This is a genomic window from Flavobacterium sp. GT3P67 (assembly GCF_004349155.1).
In the GTDB taxonomy this organism is placed as follows: Bacteria; Bacteroidota; Bacteroidia; order Flavobacteriales; family Flavobacteriaceae; genus Flavobacterium; species Flavobacterium ranwuense.
Genome location: NZ_SMLF01000001.1, coordinates 864,086 through 890,654 on the forward strand (window position 1 = coordinate 864,086; position 26,569 = coordinate 890,654).

The 26,569-nt window shown below is 33.9% G+C and carries 27 protein-coding genes and 1 tRNA gene; 8 read left to right on the forward strand and 20 right to left on the reverse strand.

The features are described from left to right. Window positions 1-74: 74 nt before the first annotated feature. Both E0H99_RS03740 and E0H99_RS03745 read right to left on the reverse strand, forming a co-directional pair. Window positions 75-1,172 (reverse strand): glycosyltransferase family 2 protein, encoded by a 1,098-nt coding sequence (locus tag E0H99_RS03740; protein ID WP_131991290.1) that lies wholly within the window; start codon window positions 1,170-1,172, stop codon window positions 75-77. Further along, window positions 1,169-2,113 carry a lysylphosphatidylglycerol synthase domain-containing protein gene (locus E0H99_RS03745; protein WP_131991292.1) on the reverse strand — a complete coding sequence of 315 codons (945 nt, stop codon included), beginning with the start codon at window positions 2,111-2,113 and terminating at the stop codon, window positions 1,169-1,171. The genes E0H99_RS03740 and E0H99_RS03745 overlap by 4 nt, the downstream gene beginning before the upstream one ends. Window positions 2,114-2,136: 23 nt before the next feature. On the opposite strand from E0H99_RS03745, the gene ruvC reads away from it, so the two are divergent. The 5 genes from ruvC to E0H99_RS03770 all read left to right on the forward strand — a co-directional run bounded on the left by ruvC (window position 2,137) and on the right by E0H99_RS03770 (window position 5,974). Next, the gene (ruvC, locus tag E0H99_RS03750) at window positions 2,137-2,691 is read left to right on the forward strand and encodes a crossover junction endodeoxyribonuclease RuvC (RefSeq protein ID WP_131991294.1); all 555 of its coding nucleotides are present in this window, start codon (window positions 2,137-2,139) and stop codon (window positions 2,689-2,691) included. Window positions 2,692-2,756: 65 nt separating this feature from the next. Beyond that, a complete protein-coding gene (hemW, locus tag E0H99_RS03755; RefSeq protein WP_131991296.1) occupies window positions 2,757-3,917 on the forward strand; it encodes a radical SAM family heme chaperone HemW in 1,161 nt (386 codons plus the stop codon). Window positions 3,918-4,009: 92 nt separating this feature from the next. Beyond that, window positions 4,010-4,780: a cyclase family protein gene (locus tag E0H99_RS03760; protein WP_131991298.1), complete on the forward strand. Its 771-nt coding sequence runs from the start codon at window positions 4,010-4,012 to the stop codon at window positions 4,778-4,780. Window positions 4,781-4,822: 42 nt separating this feature from the next. Continuing rightward, entirely contained in the window at window positions 4,823-5,179 is a 357-nt protein-coding gene (locus E0H99_RS03765) for an MmcQ/YjbR family DNA-binding protein (protein ID WP_131991300.1), read from the forward strand. Between the two features lie 84 nt (window positions 5,180-5,263). Beyond that, window positions 5,264-5,974, forward strand: a complete 711-nt coding sequence (locus E0H99_RS03770) for a PH domain-containing protein (RefSeq protein ID WP_131991302.1) — start codon at window positions 5,264-5,266, stop codon at window positions 5,972-5,974. 84 nt (window positions 5,975-6,058) lie between these two features. Here the strand turns inward: E0H99_RS03770 and E0H99_RS03775 are convergent, their stop codons facing one another. From E0H99_RS03775 to E0H99_RS03785, 3 genes are all read right to left on the reverse strand, one after another. Then, the gene (locus tag E0H99_RS03775) at window positions 6,059-7,159 is read right to left on the reverse strand and encodes a DUF4407 domain-containing protein (RefSeq protein ID WP_131991304.1); all 1,101 of its coding nucleotides are present in this window, start codon (window positions 7,157-7,159) and stop codon (window positions 6,059-6,061) included. A gap of 183 nt (window positions 7,160-7,342) precedes the next feature. Further along, window positions 7,343-8,944, reverse strand: coding sequence for a phosphoenolpyruvate carboxykinase (ATP) (gene pckA, locus E0H99_RS03780; protein ID WP_131991306.1), 1,602 nt, complete (start codon window positions 8,942-8,944; stop codon window positions 7,343-7,345). A gap of 75 nt (window positions 8,945-9,019) precedes the next feature. Further along, complete coding sequence (locus tag E0H99_RS03785) at window positions 9,020-9,412, reverse strand: DUF423 domain-containing protein (RefSeq protein ID WP_131991308.1); 393 nt, start codon at window positions 9,410-9,412, stop codon at window positions 9,020-9,022. A 181-nt stretch (window positions 9,413-9,593) separates the two neighbouring features. Between E0H99_RS03785 and E0H99_RS03790 the strand changes: the two genes are divergently transcribed. Continuing rightward, the gene (locus tag E0H99_RS03790) at window positions 9,594-10,964 is read left to right on the forward strand and encodes a saccharopine dehydrogenase family protein (RefSeq protein WP_131991310.1); all 1,371 of its coding nucleotides are present in this window, start codon (window positions 9,594-9,596) and stop codon (window positions 10,962-10,964) included. Between the two features lie 65 nt (window positions 10,965-11,029). On the opposite strand, the gene E0H99_RS03795 is transcribed toward E0H99_RS03790, so the two are convergent. The 4 genes from E0H99_RS03795 to E0H99_RS03810 all read right to left on the reverse strand — a co-directional run bounded on the left by E0H99_RS03795 (window position 11,030) and on the right by E0H99_RS03810 (window position 14,985). Next, complete coding sequence (locus tag E0H99_RS03795; RefSeq protein WP_131991312.1) at window positions 11,030-12,493, reverse strand: M56 family metallopeptidase; 1,464 nt, start codon at window positions 12,491-12,493, stop codon at window positions 11,030-11,032. After that, window positions 12,490-12,864, reverse strand: a complete 375-nt coding sequence (locus E0H99_RS03800) for a BlaI/MecI/CopY family transcriptional regulator (protein WP_131991314.1) — start codon at window positions 12,862-12,864, stop codon at window positions 12,490-12,492. Before E0H99_RS03800 ends, E0H99_RS03795 begins: the two co-directional genes overlap by 4 nt. A gap of 2 nt (window positions 12,865-12,866) precedes the next feature. Beyond that, window positions 12,867-13,217: a hypothetical protein gene (locus E0H99_RS03805; RefSeq protein ID WP_240723433.1), complete on the reverse strand. Its 351-nt coding sequence runs from the start codon at window positions 13,215-13,217 to the stop codon at window positions 12,867-12,869. A gap of 379 nt (window positions 13,218-13,596) precedes the next feature. Next, window positions 13,597-14,985 (reverse strand): dipeptidase, encoded by a 1,389-nt coding sequence (locus tag E0H99_RS03810; protein ID WP_131991318.1) that lies wholly within the window; start codon window positions 14,983-14,985, stop codon window positions 13,597-13,599. A gap of 108 nt (window positions 14,986-15,093) precedes the next feature. Between E0H99_RS03810 and E0H99_RS03815 the strand changes: the two genes are divergently transcribed. Next, a tRNA-Leu gene (locus E0H99_RS03815) sits at window positions 15,094-15,175 on the forward strand. Window positions 15,176-15,216: 41 nt separating this feature from the next. Here the strand turns inward: E0H99_RS03815 and E0H99_RS03820 are convergent. From E0H99_RS03820 to E0H99_RS03865, 10 genes are all read right to left on the reverse strand, one after another. Further along, window positions 15,217-15,906 carry a hypothetical protein gene (locus tag E0H99_RS03820; protein ID WP_131991320.1) on the reverse strand — a complete coding sequence of 230 codons (690 nt, stop codon included), beginning with the start codon at window positions 15,904-15,906 and terminating at the stop codon, window positions 15,217-15,219. A gap of 1 nt (window position 15,907) precedes the next feature. Then, window positions 15,908-17,668, reverse strand: a complete 1,761-nt coding sequence (locus E0H99_RS03825; protein ID WP_131991322.1) for a DUF885 domain-containing protein — start codon at window positions 17,666-17,668, stop codon at window positions 15,908-15,910. A gap of 59 nt (window positions 17,669-17,727) precedes the next feature. Beyond that, window positions 17,728-18,090: a nuclear transport factor 2 family protein gene (locus tag E0H99_RS03830; protein ID WP_131991324.1), complete on the reverse strand. Its 363-nt coding sequence runs from the start codon at window positions 18,088-18,090 to the stop codon at window positions 17,728-17,730. An 83-nt stretch (window positions 18,091-18,173) separates the two neighbouring features. Next, entirely contained in the window at window positions 18,174-19,082 is a 909-nt protein-coding gene (locus E0H99_RS03835) for a pseudouridine synthase (protein ID WP_131991326.1), read from the reverse strand. Between the two features lie 270 nt (window positions 19,083-19,352). Further along, a complete protein-coding gene (locus tag E0H99_RS03840) occupies window positions 19,353-20,309 on the reverse strand; it encodes a geranylgeranylglycerol-phosphate geranylgeranyltransferase (protein WP_131991328.1) in 957 nt (318 codons plus the stop codon). A gap of 219 nt (window positions 20,310-20,528) precedes the next feature. After that, window positions 20,529-20,936 carry a response regulator gene (locus E0H99_RS03845; RefSeq protein WP_131991330.1) on the reverse strand — a complete coding sequence of 136 codons (408 nt, stop codon included), beginning with the start codon at window positions 20,934-20,936 and terminating at the stop codon, window positions 20,529-20,531. Next, window positions 20,920-22,353, reverse strand: a complete 1,434-nt coding sequence (locus E0H99_RS03850; RefSeq protein WP_131991332.1) for a sensor histidine kinase — start codon at window positions 22,351-22,353, stop codon at window positions 20,920-20,922. The genes E0H99_RS03845 and E0H99_RS03850 overlap by 17 nt, the downstream gene beginning before the upstream one ends. A gap of 375 nt (window positions 22,354-22,728) precedes the next feature. After that, window positions 22,729-23,667, reverse strand: a complete 939-nt coding sequence (locus tag E0H99_RS03855) for a mevalonate kinase (RefSeq protein WP_131915547.1) — start codon at window positions 23,665-23,667, stop codon at window positions 22,729-22,731. Window positions 23,668-23,727: 60 nt separating this feature from the next. Then, window positions 23,728-23,922 (reverse strand): hypothetical protein, encoded by a 195-nt coding sequence (locus E0H99_RS03860; protein WP_131991334.1) that lies wholly within the window; start codon window positions 23,920-23,922, stop codon window positions 23,728-23,730. Window positions 23,923-23,963: 41 nt separating this feature from the next. Then, a complete protein-coding gene (locus E0H99_RS03865; RefSeq protein ID WP_131991336.1) occupies window positions 23,964-25,046 on the reverse strand; it encodes a diphosphomevalonate/mevalonate 3,5-bisphosphate decarboxylase family protein in 1,083 nt (360 codons plus the stop codon). A gap of 112 nt (window positions 25,047-25,158) precedes the next feature. On the opposite strand from E0H99_RS03865, the gene E0H99_RS03870 reads away from it, so the two are divergent. Continuing rightward, entirely contained in the window at window positions 25,159-25,635 is a 477-nt protein-coding gene (locus tag E0H99_RS03870; protein WP_131991338.1) for a TspO/MBR family protein, read from the forward strand. Between the two features lie 8 nt (window positions 25,636-25,643). On the opposite strand, the gene E0H99_RS03875 is transcribed toward E0H99_RS03870, so the two are convergent. Continuing rightward, entirely contained in the window at window positions 25,644-26,381 is a 738-nt protein-coding gene (locus E0H99_RS03875) for a hypothetical protein (protein WP_131991340.1), read from the reverse strand. Window positions 26,382-26,569 lie beyond the last annotated feature (188 nt).

Below are 26,569 nucleotides of genomic sequence, written 5' to 3' on the forward strand. Positions count from 1 at the left end.
CTATTGGCTAAACAAGCAATTGAACATGCTAACTTTGTCTTTACAGAAAGTTAAGAAATCAATCTTGATTCCATCTAAAACCGTCTTCCTTTCCATTCGTATTCCCCAAACAAAGAATACAAAGCCACGCTCGTACTAAAAATCGGATAGAACAAACTGCTCAAAATTAAATAACGTATTTTACTTTTATTCAAAAAATGATTGGCTTTGTAAATCAAAATTGTATCAACAGTGAACTTTAAAGCAAATAATAAAAAGACGTTCTGAAAAGCAATTAAGCCCAAAATCCAAAACCCAAAACCCAAAACCAAACACAAATTTCCCGCAAAGACCAACAGTCCCAACCCTTTTCCGAAAGTACTTTGATACGAACCTGTTTTTGAGGCCCAGCGTACTCTTTGATAGAATAACGATTTCCAATCATCCAATGGTTTTGTAAAGACAATCGTATTTTGAGATTTTAGATAATGGACTTTTTTAGGATAATGGACAATTGCTTTTTGCAATAGGAAAACATCATCGCCACTTGCGATTCCATCATTTCCTTCGAAACCATTTAGTTCCTGAAAAAACGATTTGGTATAAGCAAAGTTGGCGCCATTACACATAAAACCTTTGTTAATTCCAAAACTTCCAATTGTAGCGCCCTGTAAACTGGCTAAATCCAATTGCTGGAAATGATGCAGAAATGAATTGCCACAATCATACGTTACTGCTCCGGCAATCATGGCAACATTATGAAGCTGAATGTAATTATCCAATGTCAATAACCAGTTTTTATTGACTGTGCAATCTGCATCGGTGGTGATGATCCAGTCCGTATTTACTATTTGCATTGCGGTTACAATCGCATCTTTCTTGGGTGAATTTGAAACCCGAACATTCTTTATGACCGAAACTTTAAACGTTAAACTTTGAACTTTAAAGGCTTCTTCTGATTCATCATCAACCAAAATGACTTCGAACATTTCCATCGGGTAATTCAATTGGGATAAACTGTCTAATAAAAAAGGCAGATTTTGAGTTTCATTCCGAAAAGGGACTATAATTGAGAATTTTGTTTTTGGCTTTAAACCAATATAATCAATAGTATTTACTTTGGCGAAACCATAAATCAGAAAGCAAATCGCCATGCAATACAGGATGATAACGAAGTGCAAAGCAAAAATCATATTGGATTTTTAGTTTTAAAATTCAATACATAATAACTGCCAATTATTACGGGTAAAACCACATTCAAAAACCACATTAAAGTTGAGATAAAAATGACAATCCATTCGTTTACACCAAGAATCCCAAAAAAATAAACCGCAACACTTCCTTTTACGGCAAAGTCCAAAAATTGAAAAGTAGGGAGGGAGGAAGCTAGAAAATAGACAGAAGTAATCGTGGCAATCAATGTTAAATAAGGTAAATCAACATCAAAAGCTAAAAACAAAAAATAATATTGGTGCGAAAAAACCAGATAACGGCAAATGCCTAAAAAGATGTTTTTTTGATGAATGGGTTTTGGAATTTCATTAATTTTATGAATTAGTTTTTCGATAGAATAGCCTTTGATGGTAATTTTTTTGACCGAAAATAAAACAATGAAAAGGAGTATTAGAATTCCAAAAAGGAGTGCGACGGTTTTTGTAGTAATCACATTATATTCTGCGTTGAAATATAACAAACCGAAAATTCCAAAAATAACGGTCAATATCATTTGGATTCCGTTGCAAATCAGATTCAAAAAAATGATTTTTTTAGTTTCCTTTTTCTCAAAAAACAATGCTTTTCCTGCATATTCGCCCACGCCGTTTGGTGTGAAAAGCCCAGCAGTCAAAGCCCCAAGTACTTGTTTGGTTGCTGCTCCCAACGATATTTTATGGATAAATTCGACTAAATTCTGCCATTTCAAGATTTCAAAAAACCGATTCAAAACACTCAATAACAAAATAAAGGCGATTCCGCCAATGGATTGGTTTTTCTGGAATAAAATGATGAATTTCTGCCAATCCAGTTTGTCGTTATTGGCCAATTGATTGTAAATAAAATAAAACGCACCGCCCACAATCAAAAGTTTGATTAGAAGTACGAGGAATTGCTTAGTTTTGTGTGGAATTGTAATCATTACTGCAAAATAACAAATTAAAATTGGCAAACGAACGCATCATATTAGGAATTGACCCAGGAACGACGATTATGGGTTTTGGATTGATAAAAATTGTCAATAAAAAAATGGAATTTTTGCAATTGAATGAGTTGCAATTGTCCAAATATGACAATCATTATCAAAAGCTAAAAATCATTTTTGAACGCACCATTGAATTAATCGATACACACAATCCAGATGAAATTGCAATTGAAGCACCTTTTTTTGGTAAAAATGTGCAATCGATGCTGAAGTTAGGACGCGCACAAGGCGTGGCCATGGCAGCAGGACTTTCGAGAGATATTCCTATAACCGAATACGAACCCAAGAAAATAAAAATGGCGATTACCGGAAACGGAAACGCCAGCAAAGAGCAAGTTGCCAAAATGCTGCAACAGTTATTAGGCTTGAAAGAATTGCCTAAAAATCTCGATAGCACGGACGGATTGGCAGCAGCGGTTTGTCATTTTTTCAATTCAGGAAAAGTGGTTGGCGCTAAAAGTTATACCGGTTGGGATGCTTTTGTAAAACAAAACGAAGAAAGAATTAAAAAATAGTGGTCAGTGTTCAGTATTCAGTTTGCAGAACTGAACACTAAAAACTGACCACTGAATACTAATAAATGAGCGGAATCTATATACATATCCCTTTTTGCAAGCAGGCGTGTCATTACTGCGACTTCCATTTTTCGACTTCGATGAAGAAGAAAGAAGAAATGGTTTTGGCTATTGCCAAAGAAATTCAAATGCGCAAAAGTGAGTTTAAAAACGACCCGAGCGAAAGCGAACAGGCGAAGCAAACAGTGGAAACCATTTATTTCGGTGGTGGGACCCCAAGTGTTTTAACTTCCGAAGAAATTAATTTCCTGATAGCGGAAGTGTATAAACACTATTCTGTTTCTGAAAATCCTGAAATCACGCTTGAAGCCAATCCTGATGATTTGTCAAGCGAACGAATAATTGAATTGTCTAAAAGTAAAATCAATAGGTTGAGCATCGGGATTCAGTCTTTTTTTGAAGAAGATTTACAACTGATGAACCGTGCTCATAATTCGGCTGAAGCCAAAAAATGTTTGGAAGAAGCCACCAAGTATTTTGACAATATTTCTCTTGATTTGATTTACGGAATCCCGGGAATGAGCAATGAGAAATGGAAACAAAATATTGAAACAGCATTGTCTTTTGGGATACCGCATATTTCGAGTTATGCGTTGACGGTGGAGCCTAAAACGGCTTTGAATAAACTGATTCAAGCCGGAAAAATTGCAGCTCCTAAAGACGATGTTGCACAAGAACATTTTGCTATTTTGGTAGAAACGCTCGAAGCGAATGATTTTGTTCATTATGAATTATCGAATTTTGGGAAGGTCAATTATTTTTCGAAGAATAATTCGGCATATTGGTTAGGGAAAAAATACATCGGAATTGGTCCTTCGGCGCACAGTTATAATGGCGTTTCCAGAAGTTGGAATGTTTCGAATAATTCCCTTTATTTAAAATCAATAAAAGAAAATAAACTGCCCAATGAAATAGAAATCCTTTCGATTACAGATCGATACAACGAATATATTATGACTGGTTTGCGAACGATTTGGGGCGTTTCTTTGGATAGAATCGAAACCGAATTTGGGATTGTTTATTTAGAATATTTGGATAAACAAGTGCAGAAGTTCCTTGATGATGATTTAGTTTTCATCGAAAAAAATATCTTGAAACCAACACCGAAAGGAAAGTTTTTGACGGATGGAATTGCATCAGACTTATTTTACTTAAATTTGGAATAACATATAACCACTAAGAACACAAAGATGGCGTAAAGGCCACTATACTTTGTAATCTTGGTGTTAATCTTAGTGCCCTTTGTGGTTAAATAATTATGATTGCAACTATTGATAACTTCAAAGTCGATTTATCAAAACCCATTGATATTTCGATTCCGTTAACGAATACTGATGAGAATCCAATTGCTTGGTATATCGACAAACCAGTAATTGAGCCCGTGGTTTTTGGGGATTGGATAGGGAAAGTTTCGGAAGGGAAATCCTCCACAAATTTTAATAACATTTTCTTCAATCCACACGGACACGGAACTCACACTGAATGTCTGGGACATATTACACGAGAATTTTACAGTATTAATCAGTCGTTGAAACAGTTTTTCTTTTTGGCTGAATTGATTTCGGTTGTGCCGGAAATACAAGAAGAAGATTTGGTGATAACTAAAGATCAGATTGAAAAGGGGTTGGGTGGAAAAACTCCTGATGCCATAATTATTAGAACTCTTCCTAATTTTAAAATAAAAAAATCATTAAAATATTCCAATACGAATCCGCCTTATCTGGATCAAGATGCTGCGCGTTTCATTCGCGAAAGCGGGATTCAGCATTTACTGATTGACTTGCCCAGTGTCGATAAAGAAAAAGATGATGGGGAATTATTGGCGCACAAAGCATTTTGGAATGTAAAAGATGTCAATAATTTGAACGTTGATGCACGATTGGATTGCACCATAACGGAAATGATTTTTGTGGCTGATGATGTTAAAGACGGGAGCTATTTGTTGAATTTACAAATTGCTTCTTTCGAGAATGATGCCAGTCCCAGTAAACCCATTCTTTATGATTTAAGATTTTTGAATGCAGAGTAACGATTGCAGATTTTTAAAAAATAAAAAATAAAAAATTATTTTATGAATCTAGAAACGTATTATGAATATTGTCTTTCCAAAAAAGGAGTAACGGAACATTTTCCTTTTGATGAAGATACTCTTGTTTTTAAAGTGGGCGGAAAAATGTTTGCGTTGTCGTCTTTAAGTCAATGGGAGAAAGGCCAACCATCAGTCAATTTAAAATGTGATCCGGAACGCGCTCAGGAATTACGCGCGGAGTACGATGCTATTCAGCCGGGTTTTCACATGAGTAAAACACACTGGAATACAATTGCAGTAAATACATCAGTTTCGGATGCGCTTGTCAAAGAGTTGATTGACCATTCCTATGAATTGGTTTTCAAAAGTTTAACAAAGAAATTGCAGAGTGAAATTTAAGAATTAGAAAATTAGGCATTACTTTTGCGAATAAATTCAGAATAGAAATTATAAACACATACTGAAATAAATTCAGCATATCATATGAAAGAACAATTTAAGAAGTTTTTAAACGAAGAACAAGACCCAAAAGCTATTGAAAAAATCGCTTCAAAATTGAGTGATTTATTGATGAAGAATGAAGAAATTGGATATATTGCTGTTCAAAAAAAACCAGCGATTACCGTTTTGCCAGATAGTATTGTGATGACAAATAAAAGAATTATCATTTGTCAACCCAAAAATCTGGGACTTTCAATGAATTTTATTGATTACACTTGGGATGAGATTGAAGGTACTTTTGTAAAAGAAAATATTCTTGGTTCAGAGTTTTCATTCACAACCAGAACAAATATGGAAGTTTCCATTGATTACATTCCTAAAATCCAAGCGCGAAAGATTTTTACGTATGCCAAAGAACAATTGGATATATTGAAAGTTGGGTCTGTATTAAATGCAACCATGATGGATGAGGTTCCGATTGTTCCAATAGAAGAAGTGGAAATAATCGAAGAAATGGAAACGGAAGAAGTGACTAGTTTTGCTGAAATAATGCCGGTTTCACAACCAAATTTCACTGCTGAAAATCAAGAATTCGAGGAGATTGCAGTAACATCAAAAGACAAATCTTTGAGCGATTTATCACAAGATGAACTTTTTGAAAAATTGCAGAATTATAAAAAATTGCTTGACAACGGATTGATTTTACAAGGCGAATATGATGCTTTCAAAAAAGAAATTTTGAGTTATATGTAATTAATCTTAAAGTCGAAAGTCATAAAGTCAAAAGGGAATACGATATCTTTTGACTATATGACTTTCGCCTTTTTAACATTTAGACTAAAGAGTTCTCTTTTGCTTTTCTACAAAATTATTGGATTGTAATTCTAGTAAATCAGTAGTATTTTTCCGTTGCAAATCATACAGTTTTTTATCGTCAGCGATGTCACCATAGACTTTATCGTGCATAACAGCACTTGTTTTTACCAACAAAGTGCGTTGGTATTTGTCTTGTTCGATTGTTGCTTTTAGCGCCGTTTCTAAATCTTCTAATTTATAATCGTATTCGCCTTTTGGGGATAGAAGTTTGGCGATAATAGGAGAGGTTTCTACGGCTAAAAATAAGAGCATAATAAAAAATGAAGGCAGCCAAGGTAATTTATCCAAGGCGTTGATTCGTGCCATTAAACCGTCAAATCCATCAATAATAGGTTGGGTTTCGGTAACTTTCTTGTTTAAGTCAGTTTGAAGGGCTTTGGTGTTTTTCTCCATTTCAGCAATTTTAGCCAAGTTGGTTTTTTGTAAAGTGTCCAGCTCTTTTTTCACCAAATCATGTTTGGCAATTTTTTCTTTAAAAACAGGGCCTTTACCTAATTTTTTAGTTCCGGCAGTTCCTTCTGCCTCTGTGATGTACGTTTCATAGAGTGTATTAACTTCTTTTTCCTTCTTGGTAATTTCCGATTTCAAACTTGCTATTTCAGTTTTGTTCTTGTCCAAATCCGATTTGAAATAATTGGCCACTTCTTTTTTGTTATTCAAAGCCATGGCATTTTTTTCTTTCAATAAAACGGTATTAATTTCTTTTTCGAAGATTTTAATTTCCAATGGTTTTGAAATCACTATCGCAATAATTACCGCTAAAATAATTCGGGGGGTTGCCTGCAGAAATTCACTTCCAAACTGGTCTCTTTTTCGAATCGTGGAAACAATAAAACGATCTAAATTAAAGATAAGTAAACTCCAAACTATACCAAACGCGATTGCGGGATATATACTGTCAAAAACGGTAAACAACGCATAAGAACTGGCAAGAAAAGCCATGATGGCGGTGAAGAAAACGGTGGCGCCAATACCAACATATTTGGTTTGTTCGCCTTCGGAACAGCCTTCAAGAAGATCTTTGTCAGCTCCGGAACAAAGAATAAAAAATTGTTTTAACATGATTGATTTTTTTGATTGCTTCGCCAGTTCGCTATTCTAGCTCGGGTGATTGATGATCACAAATTTAACGACAAAAAATGAATATTGGTATAAATAGTTGGTATGTTTTTAATTAGGTTTTTGCGTATAAAAAAAGAGCCGCTCTTTACGAACGGCTCAATTGGTTTTTGAATTAATATTAACTTAGGCTAATGGTGCTCCTGCCATAATTTCGGCATTGGCAAATTCTTCAAATTTGGCGAAGTTAGCTTTGAATTTTTGAGCTAATTCTACCGCTTTTTTATCGTATAATTCAGGATCTTCCCATGTGTTTCTCGGATTCAATATTTCATTAGGAACATTTGGACACGTTTGCGGTTTTGCAATTCCAAATACTTTGTGGTTTTCATAAGCTACATCATCTAATTCTCTGTTTAATGCAGCGGTAATCATGGCACGCGTGTATTTTAATTTCATTCGACTTCCTGTTCCGTAAGGACCGCCAGTCCAACCGGTATTGATTAACCAAACTTTTACATTGGCATCCTTCATTTTTTTACTCAACATTTCAGCATATTTTGTTGGGTGCAATGGCATAAAAGGTGCGCCAAAACAAGCAGAAAAATTAGGCTGAGGTTCTGTAATTCCAGCTTCTGTACCCGCAACTTTTGCCGTATAACCAGAAATAAAATGATACGCAGCCTGCCCAGGAGTCAGTTTAGAAATTGGAGGTAATATTCCGAATGAATCGGCAGTTAAAAAAAAGATGTTTCTAGGATTTTTCCCAATAGAACCAGGTTGAATGTTGTCAATATGGTAAATAGGATAACTTACTCGAGTGTTTTGAGTGATGGAAATGTCTTCAAAATCAACTTCATTGGTGTCTTTTTTAAGAACAACATTTTCAAGGATTGCACCTTTTTTTATAGCTCTAAAAATGTCTGGTTCGTTTTCTTCAGTAAGGTTTATCACTTTTGCATAGCAACCTCCTTCAAAATTAAAAACAGTATTTTCATTGGTCCAACCATGTTCGTCATCGCCAATTAATTTTCTGTTTGGATCTGCTGATAAAGTTGTTTTTCCGGTTCCTGATAATCCAAAGAAAATGGCAGTATCACCGTCTTTCCCAACATTGGCACTACAGTGCATTGGTAAGGTGTTTTTGAAAACTGGTAAAATGAAATTCAAAGCAGAAAATATTCCTTTTTTCATTTCTCCTGTATACCCGGTTCCGCCTATCAAAACTACTTTTCTTGTAAAATCAAGAATCGCAAAATTGCTTTGACGAGTTCCGTCAACTGCAGGATCTGCCATAAAACTAGGCACGCAAAGTAAAGTCCATTCTGGGCTAAATTTTGCTAATTCTTCCTGTTCAGGTCTTAAAAACATATTGTAACAAAATAAATTTGCCCAAGGTGTTTCTGTAATTACGCGAACATTCAATCTATAATTTGGATCAGAGCATACGTAAGAGTCTCTGACAAAAACTTCTTTGTTGGATAAATAAGTGGTGACCTTATTGTATAGCGCTTCAAAAGCAGCTGGCTCAAAAGGAATATTTACTTTTCCCCACCAAACTTGATTTTCACTTATGCTGTCTTTAACTATATATCTGTCTTGCGGTGAACGGCCTGTGTATTCTCCTGTATTTACGGCTAATGCTCCAGTAGAACTTTCAATTCCTTGACCTGATTTTATTGTTATGTCGTGTAATTCTTCAGGGGATAACTGGTAATGAATTTTTGCATTTTCAATTCCTAATTCTTTTAACGAAATCGATTGCGAGAAAAGCGTGTTATTGTCCATAAATTTATTGTTGTGTAGTTTCTTTTTTATAGACTGCAAAAGTAGAAATTATATTTCAGATACAGTTTGATTCTACTAATTTTGTGATTTTTTATTCATAATATTCATTAATAAAAGGCCCCAGGCCAGTATTAATAGGAGTCCGCCAATAGGAGTCACGAATCCTATAATTTTAAAATCAAAAGAAGTGAGATCATTCGTTGCCAATAAATAAATCGATCCAGAGAATAATAGTATACCAAAAAGAACCAAAAAATAGATTGCTTTTTTTGTTTTTTGAGGTACTTCTTTCATTAGTCCAATAAATAATAAAAACAGCGCATGGTACATTTGGTAGCGTACACCAGTTTCAAAAGTAGCTAATTGCTCCATAGACAGTACTTTTTTTAGGGCATGTGCGCCAAAAGCACCAAGAATTATTGCAATCATTCCCAAAATAGCTCCTGTTGAAATTATCTTTTTGTCCATGTTGATTTTGTTTTAATACAAAAGTATCTCATCTGTATTTAAATTAAAAGTGTTTTATGAGATACTTTTAATAGGGATTGATTTAGCAGGTGTTGAATTTTTTGCCATTTATGAAAAATTTTAACAACGCTATTTGTTATAAATACAACAATTTTGTATGTTTGTGTTATAATTATAAAAAATGAAAACAATTTTAATCATCGGGGCAGGAAGATCAGCTTCATCTTTGATACATTATCTTTTAAGTAAATCAGAAAAAGAGAACTTGCATCTTATTATTGGTGATTTGTCATTGGCATTAGCTGAAAAAAAGACAAATAATCATCCCAATGCAACGGCGATTGCCTTAGATATTTTTGATGAAAATCAAAGAAAAGAAGCGATTCAGAAAGCCAATATTGTTATTTCAATGTTGCCGGCTCATTTGCATATTGAGGTAGCTAAGGATTGTATTGTTTACAAAAAGCATTTGGTTACCGCTTCATACGTGAGTGATGCCATGCAGGAATTAGATATTGCAGCCAAAGAGAATAATTTGATTTTCATGAATGAAATTGGACTTGATCCTGGGATTGACCACATGAGTGCGATGAAAGTGATTGATGAGATTAAGGAAAAAGGCGGAGAAATGCTTCTTTTTGAATCTTTTTGTGGCGGTCTTGTAGCTCCGGAATCAGATACGAATCTTTGGAATTATAAATTTACCTGGGCGCCTCGTAATGTCGTTCTTGCCGGTCAGGGTGGCGCTGCCAAGTTTATTCAGGAAGGTACGTATAAATACATTCCGTATTGTAATTTATTCCGTAGAACAGAGTTTCTGGATGTAGAAGGATACGGGCGATTTGAAGCCTATTCGAATAGGGATTCCCTAAAATACAGAAGTGTGTATGGTTTAGATAATGTGCTTACTTTATATAGAGGAACGATTCGTCGTGTGGGTTTTTCTAAAGCGTGGAATATGTTTGTGCAATTAGGAATGACGGATGACAGTTACATCATGGAAGATTCTGAAAACATGAGTTATAGAGAATTTGTGAATTCTTTTTTACCGTATCACCCAACGGATTCAGTAGAAATTAAAACGCGTTTGATTCTAAAAATTGACCAAGATGACATCATGTGGGATAAATTGTTAGAATTAGATTTGTTCAATCGTGATAAAAAAGTAGGATTGAAGAATGCTACTCCGGCTCAAATTTTGGAAAAAATACTCAGTGATAGTTGGACACTTCAACCTAAAGATAAAGATATGATTGTCATGTATCACAAATTTGGATACGAAATACATGGCAAAAAAGAACAAATAGATTCAAAAATGGTTTGTATTGGTGATGATCAAACCTATACTGCTATGGCAAAAACCGTGGGTTTACCCGTTGCAATGGCAACTTTATTAATATTGAATGGTAAAATTACGACTCCGGGAGTTCAATTGCCTATTCGTAAAGAAGTCTATGTGCCTATTTTGAAAGAATTAGAAGAATATGGTGTTGTTTTCAAAGAACAATCCATGTCGTATTTAGGATATAATCCTGATAAAGAGTTTAGTTAGTAGTTTTTTTTAGATTTTTAGTTTGATAAATCCGCTTCTTTTGAAGCGGATTTCTTTTTTTGCAATTACGCCTTTCCAGATTGAATAGTTATTGGTAAGCTATACATTACTCTAACAGGAACTCCGTTCATTTTACCGGGAATCCATTTCGGGCATATTTTCAAAACACGTATGGCTTCTTCACCGGTTCCAAAACCAATATCTCGTATGTTTTTTATGTCGCTTAAACTGCCGTCTTTTTCTATGATAAAGGTGATGTATACTTTTCCTTTTAAATTAGGTTGTTCTGGAGTTTTAAAATTATTGCCCACAAATTTGTAAAATTCCATAATTCCTCCTGGAAAATCTGGTTTTTCGGTTATTCCAGCAGTATTATAGACTTCATTTTCCCCTTTTTGGACAAACTGATTTTCAGAATCGTACGCATCAATTTCAATTACTTCAGGAGCTCCTTTACTTAAAATCCCTAGAAGTTCCTCGTTTGTAGGCAATTCTTTTTGCTTGGATAGGATAGAAGGTATAGCTCTTTTTTCTATAGGAGTTAGTTCATTGTATTTTTTTTCGCTGGCAACCTTTCCTTTTTCATCTTTGATTTTAAAAGTGGTTTTGTCGTAATACGTTTTAATTAAATTTTCAGATTTTTTAGGAGTAGTTTCTTTTTTTACATTGGTTTCTTGTGCAACGACTTTCGTACACAATAAAAACAATAAGGCAGTTACTACAGGAATTAGCATTGCTTTTTTTAATAAAGCTTCTGTTTTTGATGTGGTTTTTGTCATCATAAGTAATCGTTTTTTAGTTATTAAATAATTCAAATTACTGGCCAAGTAAAAAGTTTGGTTCTCGTTCGCTTTCGATAGTAATAAAGATTGGTAGAACGGAACGTTGTTATAGGAAGTCACTACTTTCTCATCAGCAAGAAATTCGTGATTTAGTTGAATGGCTTTTTTGTAAAAAATAAAAATGGGGTTGAACCAAAAAACGGTTTTCAATAGTTCAATGAATAAAATATCCAAAGTGTGTTTTTGGGCTACATGCGTAAGTTCGTGTGTGTACAATTCAGCTTCAATTTGACGGTTGTTGTATTCCGTTTCGTTGATGAAAATCGTATTCAGGAAAGTGTGTGGCAACGTTTTTTCGGGAACCAAAATCAATTTGGCATTCTTATAGTCAATAGGTGTATTCGACTTCATTTTAGACGAAATCTTATTGATATTGCTGATAAAACGTATCGCCAAAATAAGTGTTACTAAACCATACAAACTCCACAATCCTATTGCCAGATAGTTTGTTTCTTCGATTATTACCGTGTTTCCTTGCAGTATTTGAATGTTTGCTGGATTGACTGTAGGTTGTGCTATTTCCTGAATAACTTCGATGGTTATAAATGGAAGTATCATCGAAAAAGTAAGGCTGAACAACAAGTAAAACCTATTGAATACGTGTATTTTTTCTTTTTCTAAAAACAAATAATACACCGCCAATAGCACGAATAAAGTAATTGTCGATTTGATTAGAAAGTCGCTCATTTTTTCTTTTTTAGAATTTCACTGTCTATTATTTTCTTAAGTTCTTCCAATTCTGTTTGAGACAAATTCGTTTCGGTGGTAAAGAAAGAAGCAAATTGTGATGCGGAATTGTTGAAAAAATTACTAATCAATCCGTTGACGTGTTTCGAGAAATAATCGGTCTTTTTGACCAATGGATAATATTCCCGTGAGTTCCCAAACTCTCTATAGGCTACAAATTGCTTGTCGATCATTCTTTTTAATAAAGTAGCAATGGTTGTGGTAGCGGGTTTTGGTTTTGGATAGGCTTCAAGCAAGTCTTTCATAAAGGCTTTCTCGAGTTTCCAAAGGTGCTCCATTACTTGTTCTTCTGCGTTTGTTAGTTGTTGCATGTTTATTTAATTTCTATTTCGGAAAGTGATTCCCCGTTATTGTATTTCTTTATCGTTATTAGTTTTCCATCTTCATTAAAGAAGTTCCAGTCACCAAAATAAAACCAATGCGCGTACTTATCGCTCGTTTCCATTTTTGTTTTTCCTTTGGACTGTATTTTTCCATTTTTATGATAAAAAGTAGTGTTGCAGATGTTGTCTTTGTATTTTTCTCTTTTAATGATTTTACCATTTAAGTAATAACTCCATTTTTTTATGGGATCACCTTTTCGATATTTCCCAACCGATTTATAATGGGAACTGTCTTGTGTGTATTGTTCAATCCAAAGTCCTTCTCTAAGTTTATTTTTCATTTGATTGGTTTTGCAACCAAATAATAAAAATACCAAGCCTATTCCAATTACAGTTTGTCGCATAAAATGATTTTGTTCTACGGAAATAGAGTTTACTCTACAAATGTAGAATATAAAATCAGATAAACAAGTTTTTAGAGAAAAATATTTTGGTAGTCAGCGGTTTGCATTAAGGATTACAGTGGAAATCCTTTTTATTTTTTTTCTTTAAAAAATGAAAAGATTGAGAACAGAAAGCCTGACCCGCTTTTTTCGGCGGGGAACGCCCGAAAAAAATCCGTTCATTGGGGAACGGATTAATTGTTATAAAAAGGTTCTCGATACTTTTTTGTTCCGTTTCTCTTTACAAAAAAACTCGAACTGACGATATCTAAAAATATTATTTAGATAACTCCACAAAATATTTATAAAACAACGGAATAGTTTCAATTCCTTTCAGGTAATTAAAGATTCCGAAGTGTTCGTTTGGCGAGTGAATCGCATCGCTGTCCAAGCCAAATCCCATCAAAATGGTTTTGCTTTTCAGTTCTTTTTCGAATAACGCAACGATAGGAATACTTCCTCCGGAACGCACGGGAATTGCGGGAACTCCAAAGGTTTCTGTATATGCCATGTTTGCGGCTTTGTAACCAATGCTGTCTGTTGGGGTTACATAACCTTGTCCGCCATGATGCGGTTTTACTTTTACGGTAACGCCGGCAGGAGCAAGGCTTGTGAAATGTTTGGTGAACAATTCGGTAATTTCTTCCCAATCTTGATTTGGAACCAAACGCATCGATATTTTAGCGAAAGCTTTACTTGCAATCACTGTCTTGGCACCTTCTCCGGTGTAACCACCCCAAATTCCGTTTACATCTAGAGTAGGACGAATGGAATTTCTTTCGTTAGTTACATAGCCGCTTTCGCCATAAATGTCATTTAAGTCTAATGCTTTTTTGTAATTGTCTAAATTGAAAGGTGCTTTGGCCATTTCAGCTCTTTCTTCCAGTGATAATTCTGCTACATTATCGTAGAAACCGGGAATTGTAATGTGATTGTTTTCATCATGAAGTGAAGCAATCATTTTAGCTAAAACGTTTATCGGGTTGGCAACAGCACCGCCATATAATCCAGAATGCAAGTCACGGTTAGGCCCCGTAACTTCCACTTCTACATAGCTTAATCCACGTAATCCTGTTGTAATTGACGGTTGCTGATTAGAAATCATTCCGGTGTCCGAAATTAAAATCACGTCATTCTTTAGTTTTTCCTGATTGCGTTCCACAAACCAACTCAAACTTTTAGAGCCAATTTCTTCTTCGCCTTCGATCATGAATTTTACATTACAAGGCAAAGTATTCGATTGAACCATATATTCTAATGCTTTTACGTGCATGTACATTTGGCCTTTGTCATCACAAGATCCACGGGCAAAAATAGCGCCTTCGGGATGAATTTCTGTTTTCTTGATTACTGGCTCAAAGGGAGGGGAAGTCCATAGTTCCATTGGATCTGGCGGTTGTACATCATAATGACCATAAACCAAAACGGTTGGTAATGATGGGTCTATGATTTTTTCACCATAAACGATTGGATAACCCGGAGTGTCACAAATTTCAACAAAATCGCAGCCTGCTTTTTCTAAACTGGCCTTTACGGCATCAGCTGTTTCAAAAACATCATGCGAATAAGCGGTGTCAGCACTCACGGACGGAATTTTCAATAATTCGATTAACTCGTTGATAAAGCGATCTTTGTGTTCTTGAACGTATGCTTTAATATTTTCCATTATTTGAATTTTGTTTATATTTCAAAAGTACAAAAAAGAGTATGAATATTTTTTATGTAAATTACTTTGAAAATTGGAAGTTATGTTTATCTTTGCACCCACAATTGCGCGGATATGGTGAAATTGGTAGACATGCCAGACTTAGGATCTGGTGCCGCAAGGCGTGTAGGTTCGAGTCCTATTATCCGCACAAAAAAAAGCTTCTCAATTGAGAAGCTTTTTTTGTATGTATTAGAAATTAGCTATGAATTTTGCCATTTCAATAATACTCTTTTCATCTTTTAAAGAAAAGTTATTGTTTTTTAGATAAGCTGCAATTTCTTCTTTTCTCATTGGAAAAAATTCTTGAAATTCTTTTTTATTTTTCGGTAAGGCTATAGCCGTTTCATTTTTTAAACTTAAATAATATTCTGAATTTGTCTTGACAAATTTTGCAGGTGTTGCTTGCTGATAAGTAGTTCTGGCTTCTATCGCTTTTTGGAGAATAATTTTATCTCTTCTGTACAACGTAACATTATCTTTAGTGTATAATTGCAGTAGGTATCCATAAACGGTGGTTTCTTTATTTCTGTAATTTAAAAGGTTAAATTTATTTCCATTAGAAATTATAGTGATAGTATTGTAAGGGTTTTTTTTAGTAAGTGAAAAAAAATCTAAACCTGTACTTTGAATCTCTAAAGTGTCTGTAACAGCATTGTATCGCACCATTAATTTTTGTGGAACACTAGAAATTTCTGCTAATTGAAAGTCTTCATTGAAATACTTTGAACCTTCTATTTTTGCTAAATCACGACTGATCAAAACGGAATTTCTATATAAGACACCAGTAGAGTATGGGTCAATTTTATCAAGATATCCTTGTGCATTAATATTGAAAACGATAAAGAACAGGAATAGGATATTAAATGGTATTTTTTTCATTTTAGTTCGATTTAGTTATCCACTCATTAATTTTCATCTCTAATAATGCTAAAGGCATTACCCCAGATTCTAATACTTTTTCATGGAATTTTTTAATATCAAATTTTGTACCCATTTTGGATTCCGCTTTTTTACGAAGTTCTATAATTTTTAACTGGCCTATTTTATAAGACAAAGCTTGTCCTGGAATTGCCATATAACGCTCTATTTCCGGAATAATGCTGGCTTCACTTTCGGCTTCGTTTGCTAATGAATATTTGATAGCCTGCTCTCTAGTCCAACCTTTTGAATGTAGTCCTGTGTCAACTACTAATCGAACCGCTCTGTGCATTTCATTGCCTAGCATTCCAAAATATTGATACGGATCTTGATACAATCCAAGCTCTTTGCCTAAACTTTCGGTATATAAAGCCCAGCCTTCACCATAAGCACCAAACCAATTGAATTTTCTAAAATCTGGAAGACTGGCATTTTCTTGTTGCAATGAAATTTGGAAGTGATGTCCTGGAATGGCTTCGTGTAAAAATAAATCTTCATCTCCATAAAGATTATAATTGGCTACATCAGGGATTGGAACATAAAAAATACCGGGACGCGAACCGTCTGCCGTTCCTTGCATGTATTCGGCACTTGCCGTTTTTTCTCTAAAGGCTTCCGTTCTTCTGATTTCAAATTTTGTTTTGGGTTGCAGTGCGAATAATTTGTCTACATTCGGTTTGATTCGGGTATAAATACTTTGAAAATTAGCAATAACTTCTTCTGGTTTTTTGAAAGGTTTTAGCTCTTTTTTGTTTCTAACTTCTTCGAAAAATTGTACTAAAGTTCCTTTGAAACCTACTTGAGTTTTTACCTTTTCCATTTCGGCATTTAATCGAGCTACTTCTTTTAATCCCAATTCATGAATTTCCTCTGGAGTCATTTCGGTTGTAGTCCATTGTTTTACATACGTGGCATACAAATCCTTTCCAAAAGGGAAGTTTCCTATTCCGCTGGTTGTTCTTGAGGCAGGAAGGTATTCGTTGGTGAGGAAATCAGCCATTTTCATGTATTGAGGAATCAATTTGTCATTGATGGTGGCCGTGTATTTTGTGGTTAAGTCTTTTTTTACAGCATCAGAAAAGGATGCTGGCATCAGTTTTATCGACGAGTAAAATAAATTATCTTCAATTTTTGGTGTGGCCATTTCGGCAAATTGTGGAATCAATTTGGTTGTTAATGATTTTGGCAGTACAATTCCTTTTGCTATTCCTTTTTTCATATATACCATTGCAGAATCAATCCAAACAGAATATTTGTCCATTCTTTTTAGGAAATTAGTATAGTCTTTTTCTGTTTTAAAAGGTTGTGCGCTGGTTCCTCCCGCAAATTGTCCCATAGTTAGGTGTGTTCCCCAAAATTGATGTACAGGCATGAGGTTTGTAGGTTGATTCAATAAATCTTTACCAATCTCAACTTCCCATTTGATTATTTCGTAGCTGTTTTTTTCTTCTTCGGATAAACTTTCTTTATCAATAGTTTTTAGAGCAGTTTGATATTTATCAAAAAAAGCTTCTTGCGACTTTCTGTAACTGTCCGTCATTTCAAATTGCAACTGGTCGTTATACTCATTTTGACCATTTTGCGTTGCATCCAAAGGACTCATCGCATTTCTATCGTCAAAATAGCTTTTGGTTAACGCAGAAAAATCTTGTGTCTTTTCCTCTTTTTTGCAGTTTATCATCAGCAATGATAGTAAAAAAGTTAATAATAATGTCTTTTTCATAGTTTTTGAATTTATAACAACCGTAAAGCTAATTTATTTTTTTAAATTAAATTTAAAATTTATCCGTGATATACTCGGGAAGCAATTATTTTATTTTCTTTGATGTCCAAAACTTCCGCCACCAGTAAGTCTTCTTCACCAACAACCGTTCGAATATATTCCATAAAAACGCGGTCGCCATTTGCGGTCAATGATTTTACTTTATAATTTAAACTGGGTAAACGCTCAAAAGCATCCTGCCACCATTCTCGCAGTGCTTCTTTACCAGTAACAAAACCGTTAGTCTCTGGTTTGTGGATTTTTAGTTTCGGACTGAAATGAACTGCATCCTCATCATATAAAGACAATAATTTTTCTAATTCTTTATTGTTAAAAGTTTCAAACCATTTAAAAGCAATTGATTGTAGTTTTTCTGGTGTCATGGTAATTAGGATTTGTTTTTAATTAAAAAATCCCTTTTCGCTTTATGCGAAAGGGATTTTATTGCTATAATTTCAAAGAAATATTATACGTTCTTCAAATTGATAATTTCTTGTTCAGTAAGTAATCTCCAGTTTCCTCTTGGTAAATTCTTTTTGGTCAAACCAGCAAAAGCAACCCTGTCAATTCGCAACACATCATAACTGAAATGTTCGAAAATGGAACGAACCACTTTCACGTTAGCCGATCTTAATTGCAACCCAATTTCACTTTTTGCTTCACCATCAATGTAACTTACATCTTCCACAAAAACGCGGTGTCCGTCAAGAGTCAAACCTTTGTTTATTTTTTCTAAATCCTCAAATTTCAAGTTTTTATCTAGTGAAACTTGGTAAATTTTAGATGATTTTTGGCTTGGTAACGTAAACTTACGGATCATATCCGTATCGTTTGTGAACAATAACAATCCAGTTGTATTCTTGTCCATTCTTCCCACTGCGCCAATTTTTGCAGTCGTAGAACCTTTAACTAATTCCAATACATTACGATATTCCTGACCTTCGTCCATGGCAGTAGTAAAGTTTTTTGGTTTGTTCAGTAAGATGTACACTTTTTTCTCCGGTGTCAAAGTGGCACCGTCAAAATTTACAACATCTCCTGGTTTTACCATGTATCCCATTTCGGTAACAGGAATTCCATTTACTTTCACCGTCCCGGATTGAATATAAATATCAGCATCACGACGCGAGCACGCACCAGAATTAGCAATGTATTTATTCAAACGAATTTCGTCTTTTACTTTCGGTCTCTTTGGTGCTTGATTTGGTTTTTTCTCTACTTTATCAGTAGCGATATCGGCAACTTTAGTATTTACTTTAACTTTTTTCGGCCCTTGAGCGCGCTTCTGCATGGCAGGTTTTGGCTTATTCGAACTTGATCTTGAGCTAGCTGCTCTAGGACCACTTTTCTTATTATTGCCTTCCTTGTTATTCATAATATTCCAATAATTTGTGCAAAGATACTATTTATATAGTTGACAATCAATAACAGCCAATTATAAAAACGCTAACTATCTAGTTAATAAGCTAATTAATACGTTTTAGTTTCGTTTTTTGGAGCTATTTCCCGCTTTCCACTCTATCTTTTTCTTTTTAAAGAAAAAAGAAAAAGGATTCCATTTCAATCGGGGCTAACCAAATGGAAGAATTTAAGAGTTGTTGAGAAAATTGTTTTCAACCTTTTATAATCCCAAAGCAGAAATCCTCTAAACCGTCATCAATAATCTTTTTCCGTGCCACAAAACACTCGGATTAATCAATACAATACAAAAAACACCAGCGACAATAAGGAATTTTAGGACATTATGAAGTAATAAAAATTGTGCTTTTGTGTTTGATTTCCACAAGTAAGTCAAGAAAAAAATCAGACTGATGAGACAGGAATAAAAATAAACATCCATGTAACCTACATCGTAAATTTCGATTAAAACATAAACTGGAAAAACAGTCAGAATTGTCAAAGCAGTAATGATTTTTTTTGATATTTCTTCACCATAAACAATCGGAATCGTTTTATAGTCATTGGCTAAGTCGCCTTTTAGGTTTTCTAAATCCTTAATCATTTCTCGAATCAACAGTAGTAAAAACAGAAAGGAAGCATGAGAGAAAATCACTCCAAGTTGTCTTTTGTAATTTTCAATCTCTTCATATGGAATCCGAGTATAAAAATACAACAGTATCGCAAAAAAGGGTAAAACTGCCAGTAAAGCGGCTGTCAGGTTTCCTATTATTGGGTATTTTTTTATTTTATGGGAATAAAACCAGATGAAAAATATATATCCTGAAAAAAATAAAAATACACGCCAAGAAACAAACAAAGCCATTAAAGCCACAATAAAATTGAGTGTAAAATAGACGCTCAGTTTCGTTTTTTGACTCACTAATCGATCCAGCATCGACTTGTTAGGACGATTGATTAAATCTTTTCGGCTGTCATAAAAATTATTGATGATATAACCCGAAGCAATAGTAAGTGAAGAAGCGAAAACCAGTATGAATAAATTGAAATCGAGTAGAATATCCAGCGCTCTTTTTTCGGGAGCCAGAATAAATATCGCCGAAAGGTATTGCGCCAAAATTATTATTGGAATGTTATATCCTCTAACAACAGAGAATAAACTAATAATCTTCATCACTAAAAGCTTATGTTGCCTGCTTAACATTTTTTAGTAGTAGTTTTTTTGTCAAGTTTTTACAATGGTATAGCAAACTTGCCTATTTATCTTCAAATTTAGGATTTTGTTTCTAAAATCAACTTGATTTTTTTACAAAAACACACACACACGAGAATTTTTTTAAGAGAAATTGCTAAATGCTACGATTATTTCGGGCATATTCATTGGTAATAATTCTGATTTCATTTGATTCAAAAACGGATTGTACTATTTTGGAGAAGAATCAGGATAAATCATTTCTCCAAATTCTTTAATTGGTAAAGGTTTGCTTAAAAGCGTTTTTACATATTTATTATTTTTTGCCCGCCTAATATCATTAGGATCTAATGTTGAGGAAAGCATGAAAATTTGAGTTTCCTTTTTCAATTCTTCGGGTAGCGTTTCATATTCCGAAAGGAATTCGAATCCATCCATTTCCGGCATTTTAATGTCTAACAGAATAATTAGAGATTCTTCAAAACTCTTTTTGTGATTATTAAGCCATTGAATTCCTTCTTTACCATTATTAGTAGTACTTATATCAGTTATGCCAAGTGTTTTTTTTAGCAATTGTTTGGTGACAATTTGATCAATTGTATTGTCGTCAATTATCAAAATTTTATAATTGGGCTTCATATTGTTTCGGGATAGTTACTATAAATTTGCTTCCAATATTCATTTTCGAATTTACGCTTATGCTTCCATTAAGATTTTCAACAGCTTCTTTTACTAAGTAAAGACCTAAACCGGAGCCTTTCTTGTTGTTGTTAGTTACAAAAAACATTTCAAAGATTTTGACATGGTATTCATTATTAATTCCGATGCCATTGTCTTCAATTTCTATTTTGTAAAATTCTCCTTTGGTATACGTTTTAATTGAAATGTACTTTTTTTCTTTGCTTTCGTCAGTATACTTGATGGCATTTGACAATAAATTATTTAAAATAATTTTCAGTCTCAAACCGTCACTATAAACCTCATCAACTGACAATTCTTTTTTGATAGCAATTTCATTCGTTCCTTTAATATAAAGATGTTGAGCAATAATCTCATCTATAACTTTATTTAAACTAACGGAAGCAACGGTTATTTTTTTTCTCTTATTTCTCGAATAATCAATTATCTCTCTTATAAATTGGTCTTGCTTATCAAGGCTTTGATGCATTAGATCTAAATAATCCCTAATTTGATCCAAATCATCTTCTAATTTCACAATTTCTATTAATCCTTTTAAAGAAGAGATAGGAGACCTTAGATCATGCGAAGCACTGTAAACAAACTTGTCAAGCTCCTTATTGGCAATTATTAAATTCCTGTTCTTGTCATCTGTTTCCTGCTTCGAGCGTCTTAGTCTGTTAACCATTACAGAATAGTAAAGGCTTACACTTCCAATGATCATCAGAGTAAAAAAGATATTGGTAAAAAGAAGGTAGGTTTTAATTAAGCGAGTGCCTTCTCCAAGTGCATCAGAGAAATTACGCTGATTTATTGTTAATTTATCAGTAATGATGTTTATCCTTTGGAGAATTCTTTGCCTGTCGTCTGATTTTGAAGTATTACCGCTTATTTTTTTATTAGCTTCATTTCCAATCGAAGCAAGTTGGTCAATTAGATGGTCCGCTTTTTTCCATTCATTAATAGCTTTTGCCAAGAAAGGAACAGCGTGGAAATGTCTAAATAGCCAAACCATATCATCCAAATCTTTCTCGTGATTTCTGCCAGCCCTTAATCCATTTTCAATGGTGTTAATGTCATCATTATTGGTCAAACCAATTCGCGCAATACCATCTCCTTTCGGAACACTTAATTCTTCGTTGAACAATTTCCATTGAATGGGATCTTTAGTATAAAGGTAGGTGATAAGGTGGCGGGCTGCATCTTTTTGCCCTTTTGAATAATGGGATTCTCCATTTACATACGCTCTGGATGCGGACAAGATTTTAATCGTCAGGTAGTTGATAATAATCAGCGAAGAGCAAGATAGAATTACTATAATCAGCGGAGTGAAAACATTGCGTGGCTTATATTTTTCAAGAATCTTGCGTTTAAACATATAGGTTTTTAGTAAGTAAAAGAGCAAAAAAAATCAGATGCTTAAAGATAAGCTGTTTTTTTATCGAAATGTAAGATTTTGTTTAAATTTATTTCAATTTTTTTATGTGGAATAATTTGATTTTTATTTCAAAGTTTTTTTGTTGAAAAAAAACAGGCGGATCAATATACGGTATTACCACAGAACCATCAAGAAATACGAATGTTATAAGACAATTTTAGTCCAGTAAATTCATGATTTTCGAATGAGAAATAGAGTTTTACCCAAAAAAGCAAAAGGAATATATGCTAATAATAAGGATAAAAAACGGACAGCATTCAATATATAGAATTGTGCTGTCAGCTTAAAGTTGTAGGAGTTTAAAGCTAGAAGTTTTTAAAACTGATACACTACTTCTAGTTTATAATCCTTCAGGGAAGCTTTGGCTTTTTCTAAGTCTTCGGTAAAACCTAAGATGTAACCGCCACCACCAGAGCCACATAATTTTAAATAGTAATCATTGCTGTCAATTCCTTGTTGCCAAATTCCGTGAAATTGTTCCGGGATCATTGGTTTGAAGTTATTCAAAACCACTTTTGATAATTTTTTGGTATTCATGAATAATGATTTCATGTCACCGCCAAGGAAATTTTCCACACAAGCATCAGTATATTTTACGAATTGATTTTTCAACATAGTACGGAAACCTTTGTCTTTCAGGTTTTCCATGAAAATGTTGACCATCGGAGCGGTTTCGCCCACAATACCGGAATCCAACAAAAATACAGCGCCTTTCCCGTCAAAACTTTGATTCGGAATTCCTGTTGCTTGAATATTGTCTTTAGAATTGATAAGTATTGGAATGCTCAAATAACTGTTTAAAGGATCTAAACCAGAACTTTTTCCGTGGAAAAAACTCTCCATTTGAGAAAATATGTTTTTTAATTGCAATAATTTTTCACGAGTCAAATTCTCTAAAACCGTGATTTTATTTTGTGCATATTTATCATAAATAGCTGCTACAAGTGCGCCACTGCTGCCTACACCATAGCCTTGAGGAATGCTGGAATCAAAATACATTCCGGTTTCAACATCATTTTTTAACGTATCTAAATCGAAAGTGACTAAATCAGGCTGTTCGTTTTGTAACGTTTCCAAATAGATAACAAAACGTCTCAAATTTCCATTTGATTTGATGGCTTCTTCAGACGGGTTTTCATCTCTTTTAAGCGCACCGTTGTAAAAATTATAAGGAATAGACAACCCTTTTGAGTCACGAATGATTCCGTATTCTCCAAAGAGTAATATTTTTGAGTAAAATAAAGGTCCTTTCATATTAGATTGTAAATTAACAATTTGGGGTTGGTAATTATATATTGCAACAAATAATTTTTTTTATAAATCAACTTGGTCTCCACGATTTGCCTCTTGAATTTCAAGATCAATTTCTTCCTGTTGCTCGGGAGATAATTCTTTCCAAACATCTTTTTTTTGTGCTTTGAAAATGTTTTTTATAGCCTCGATTATAGTCTTGTCGTCAGTTTCTAACAACATTTTGATCAATTCTAATTTTTCGGATTGAATGTCCATATTTTCAGCTCTTTAAAAATTAAAGATAGGAAAAAAACAAATTAAATCAACATAGCTCCATTTCCAATTTCGTCACAAATGTACTGACCATTTTGACAATAGCCAACTAATTCGTTCTTAATAAATTGTAAAACTGTTTCAGCAACATTTTCAGGATATAAAACATGCACATTTGCACCGGCATCCAGCGTGAAACAAACCGGAATTTTAGTCTCATTTCTAAATTTCCAAATCGCATTTATAATCTCCAAAGTATTCGGTTTCATTAATATAAAATAAGGCATTGAAGTCATCATCATGGCATGCAAAGTCAAGGCTTCACTTTCTACAATTTTGATAAATTCCTCTAAATCCCCACTTTCAAAAATGGTAATCAGTTGGTCTAAATTTTCATGCGCTTGTGCAAATCGCCTTTCGGCAAAAGGATGGTTGTGCATCAAATCATGTCCAACAGTACTTGAAACTTTTTTTTCACCTTTGTCAACCAGTAAAATGGTATCTTGAAAATTCTTGAAATTAGCATGAATGGCATTTGGAAATTCCACTCCAAATAAATCAGAACTTCCGGAGATATTTGTATGATTTCCCCAAACTACTACGCTTCCTTTTACACTTCTACAAGCGCTTCCGGAACCCAAACGCGCTAATAAAGACGCTTTTTGATAGAAATACTCCTCGGTCATTTCAGGGTATAACGCTTTCTCAATACTCATCAGGTTCATTGCCAAAGCCGCCATTCCTGATGCTGATGAAGCAATTCCGGAACTGTGCGGAAAGGTATTCTCTGTGTCAATCGTAAAATGGTAGTCTTTCAAGAACGGTAAATAGATTTCAATTCGCTCCAGGAATTTTTGGATTTTTGGTTTGAAATCTTCTTTTGGTTGTCCTTCAAAAAGTAAATCAAAGGAAAATGTACCATCATTTTGTTTTTTGGCAAAAGCCAACTTAGTGATGGTTTTGCAATTATTCAAGGTAAAACTCACCGAAGGATTGGCTGGAATCTGATTGTCCTTTTTGCCCCAATATTTTACAAGTGCAATGTTACTGGGTGCACTCCATTGAAAATTTCCTTCTTCAACCGAATGCGTATATTTTGATGGAATAAAATCGTTTGCTGAAATCATGAATTTAAAAATTTACGCAAAGATACTTTTTTTGGTTTACAAGCAGATTTGTTTAATTATCGAATTGTACTAAACTTTTGAGTAAATTTGGCGCACATTAGAAAAACATAAAATGAATAAAATTACCCGAATATTAGCTGTTGTTGTCACTTGTCTTGCGATTGGTTATTTCTCCGGAATTGTTACTCGTTCCTCAATTACAACGTGGTATCCGACCTTAGTAAAACCAAGTTTTAATCCACCTAATTGGGTTTTTGCACCAGTTTGGAGCATGTTGTATGTGATGATGGGTGTTGCGGCCGGATTAGTCTGGGACCAAATAGAAGCAGAAAAAGAAATCGTAAAAAAAGCGTTGGTTTTCTTTGCCATTCAGCTTGCACTAAATGCGTTATGGTCCTATTTATTTTTTGGATTGCACAACCCAATGTTAGCCGGTTTAGAAATTATAGTATTGTGGTTGATGATATATGAAACATACATTCAATTTGCCAAAATCAATAAAATTGCAGGATATTTATTGCTTCCGTATTTGGCTTGGGTAAGTTTTGCCGCCGTTTTAAATGGAAGTATTTGGTGGTTGAATCGATAGTATTCCGTTTATAGTTTTTTAAATTCAATATTTTTCGAAAGTAAAAAATCCATTACACTCAGAACATTGTTGCTTTCGGCTACTGTTTTTGATTTTGGATCGGCATCGCAAAATTCGAGAAACAGGTTTATTTGGTCTGGTTTTAATTTTAAAGTTTGAAGATAAAATTTTTGATCACAGGTGCTTTTTGCTAATTCTTTGAATTGAATTTTTGGAACAGCTTTTTTAACGGGCTCTTTTTCTTTTTTGAATAAACCAAAAATCATTCCGCCAATTCGCATCAAATCCATCCCATTTTCAATAGTTCCATCGTAAACACCCGTTTTTAGCCTTTTTGCGGCTTTCTCTAAAGCTAATTTATCCAGCTTTCCTTGTTCATACGCTTTATCTGTACTTAGTTGAATAGAAGGAATTTTTGTAATTACGACTTCCTTTAACTCTTCGGGCTTAAGTGTTAATGAAATAATAAGATTATTTTTGTCAAAGGTGTTTTTATCCACTACAATCTTTTTGATATCATGGTTTTTTGAGACAAAAACGAGTGCATCTCCCGTTTTTACTATTATAAAAAATTCCCCAGCTGCGTTTGTAATGGTAGTTTTTTTAGAATTAAAATTAGCAACTTCGACTTTACCGACAGGAAATTTTTCATACAAAACAATACCCTTAATTGATTTTTCTGATTGTGAAAAACTAGATTGAAATACAAAAACCAGTAAGGAAACAAAAAAGTAGTTTTTAATCATTCGTAATATTTTGATTACAAACATATTCAAATCATTCTATGAAAATAAAAACAGAATAATAAATTCTTGTTAATCAAAAACTAAAGTTCTCTTAATTAAAGTTTTGCAGCCGTTTTGAAAGCGAGTATTTGGTGGTTGAATAGATAAAAATAGTTTAAATTTATTTTTACTGATTTCTTAGTTTTTTT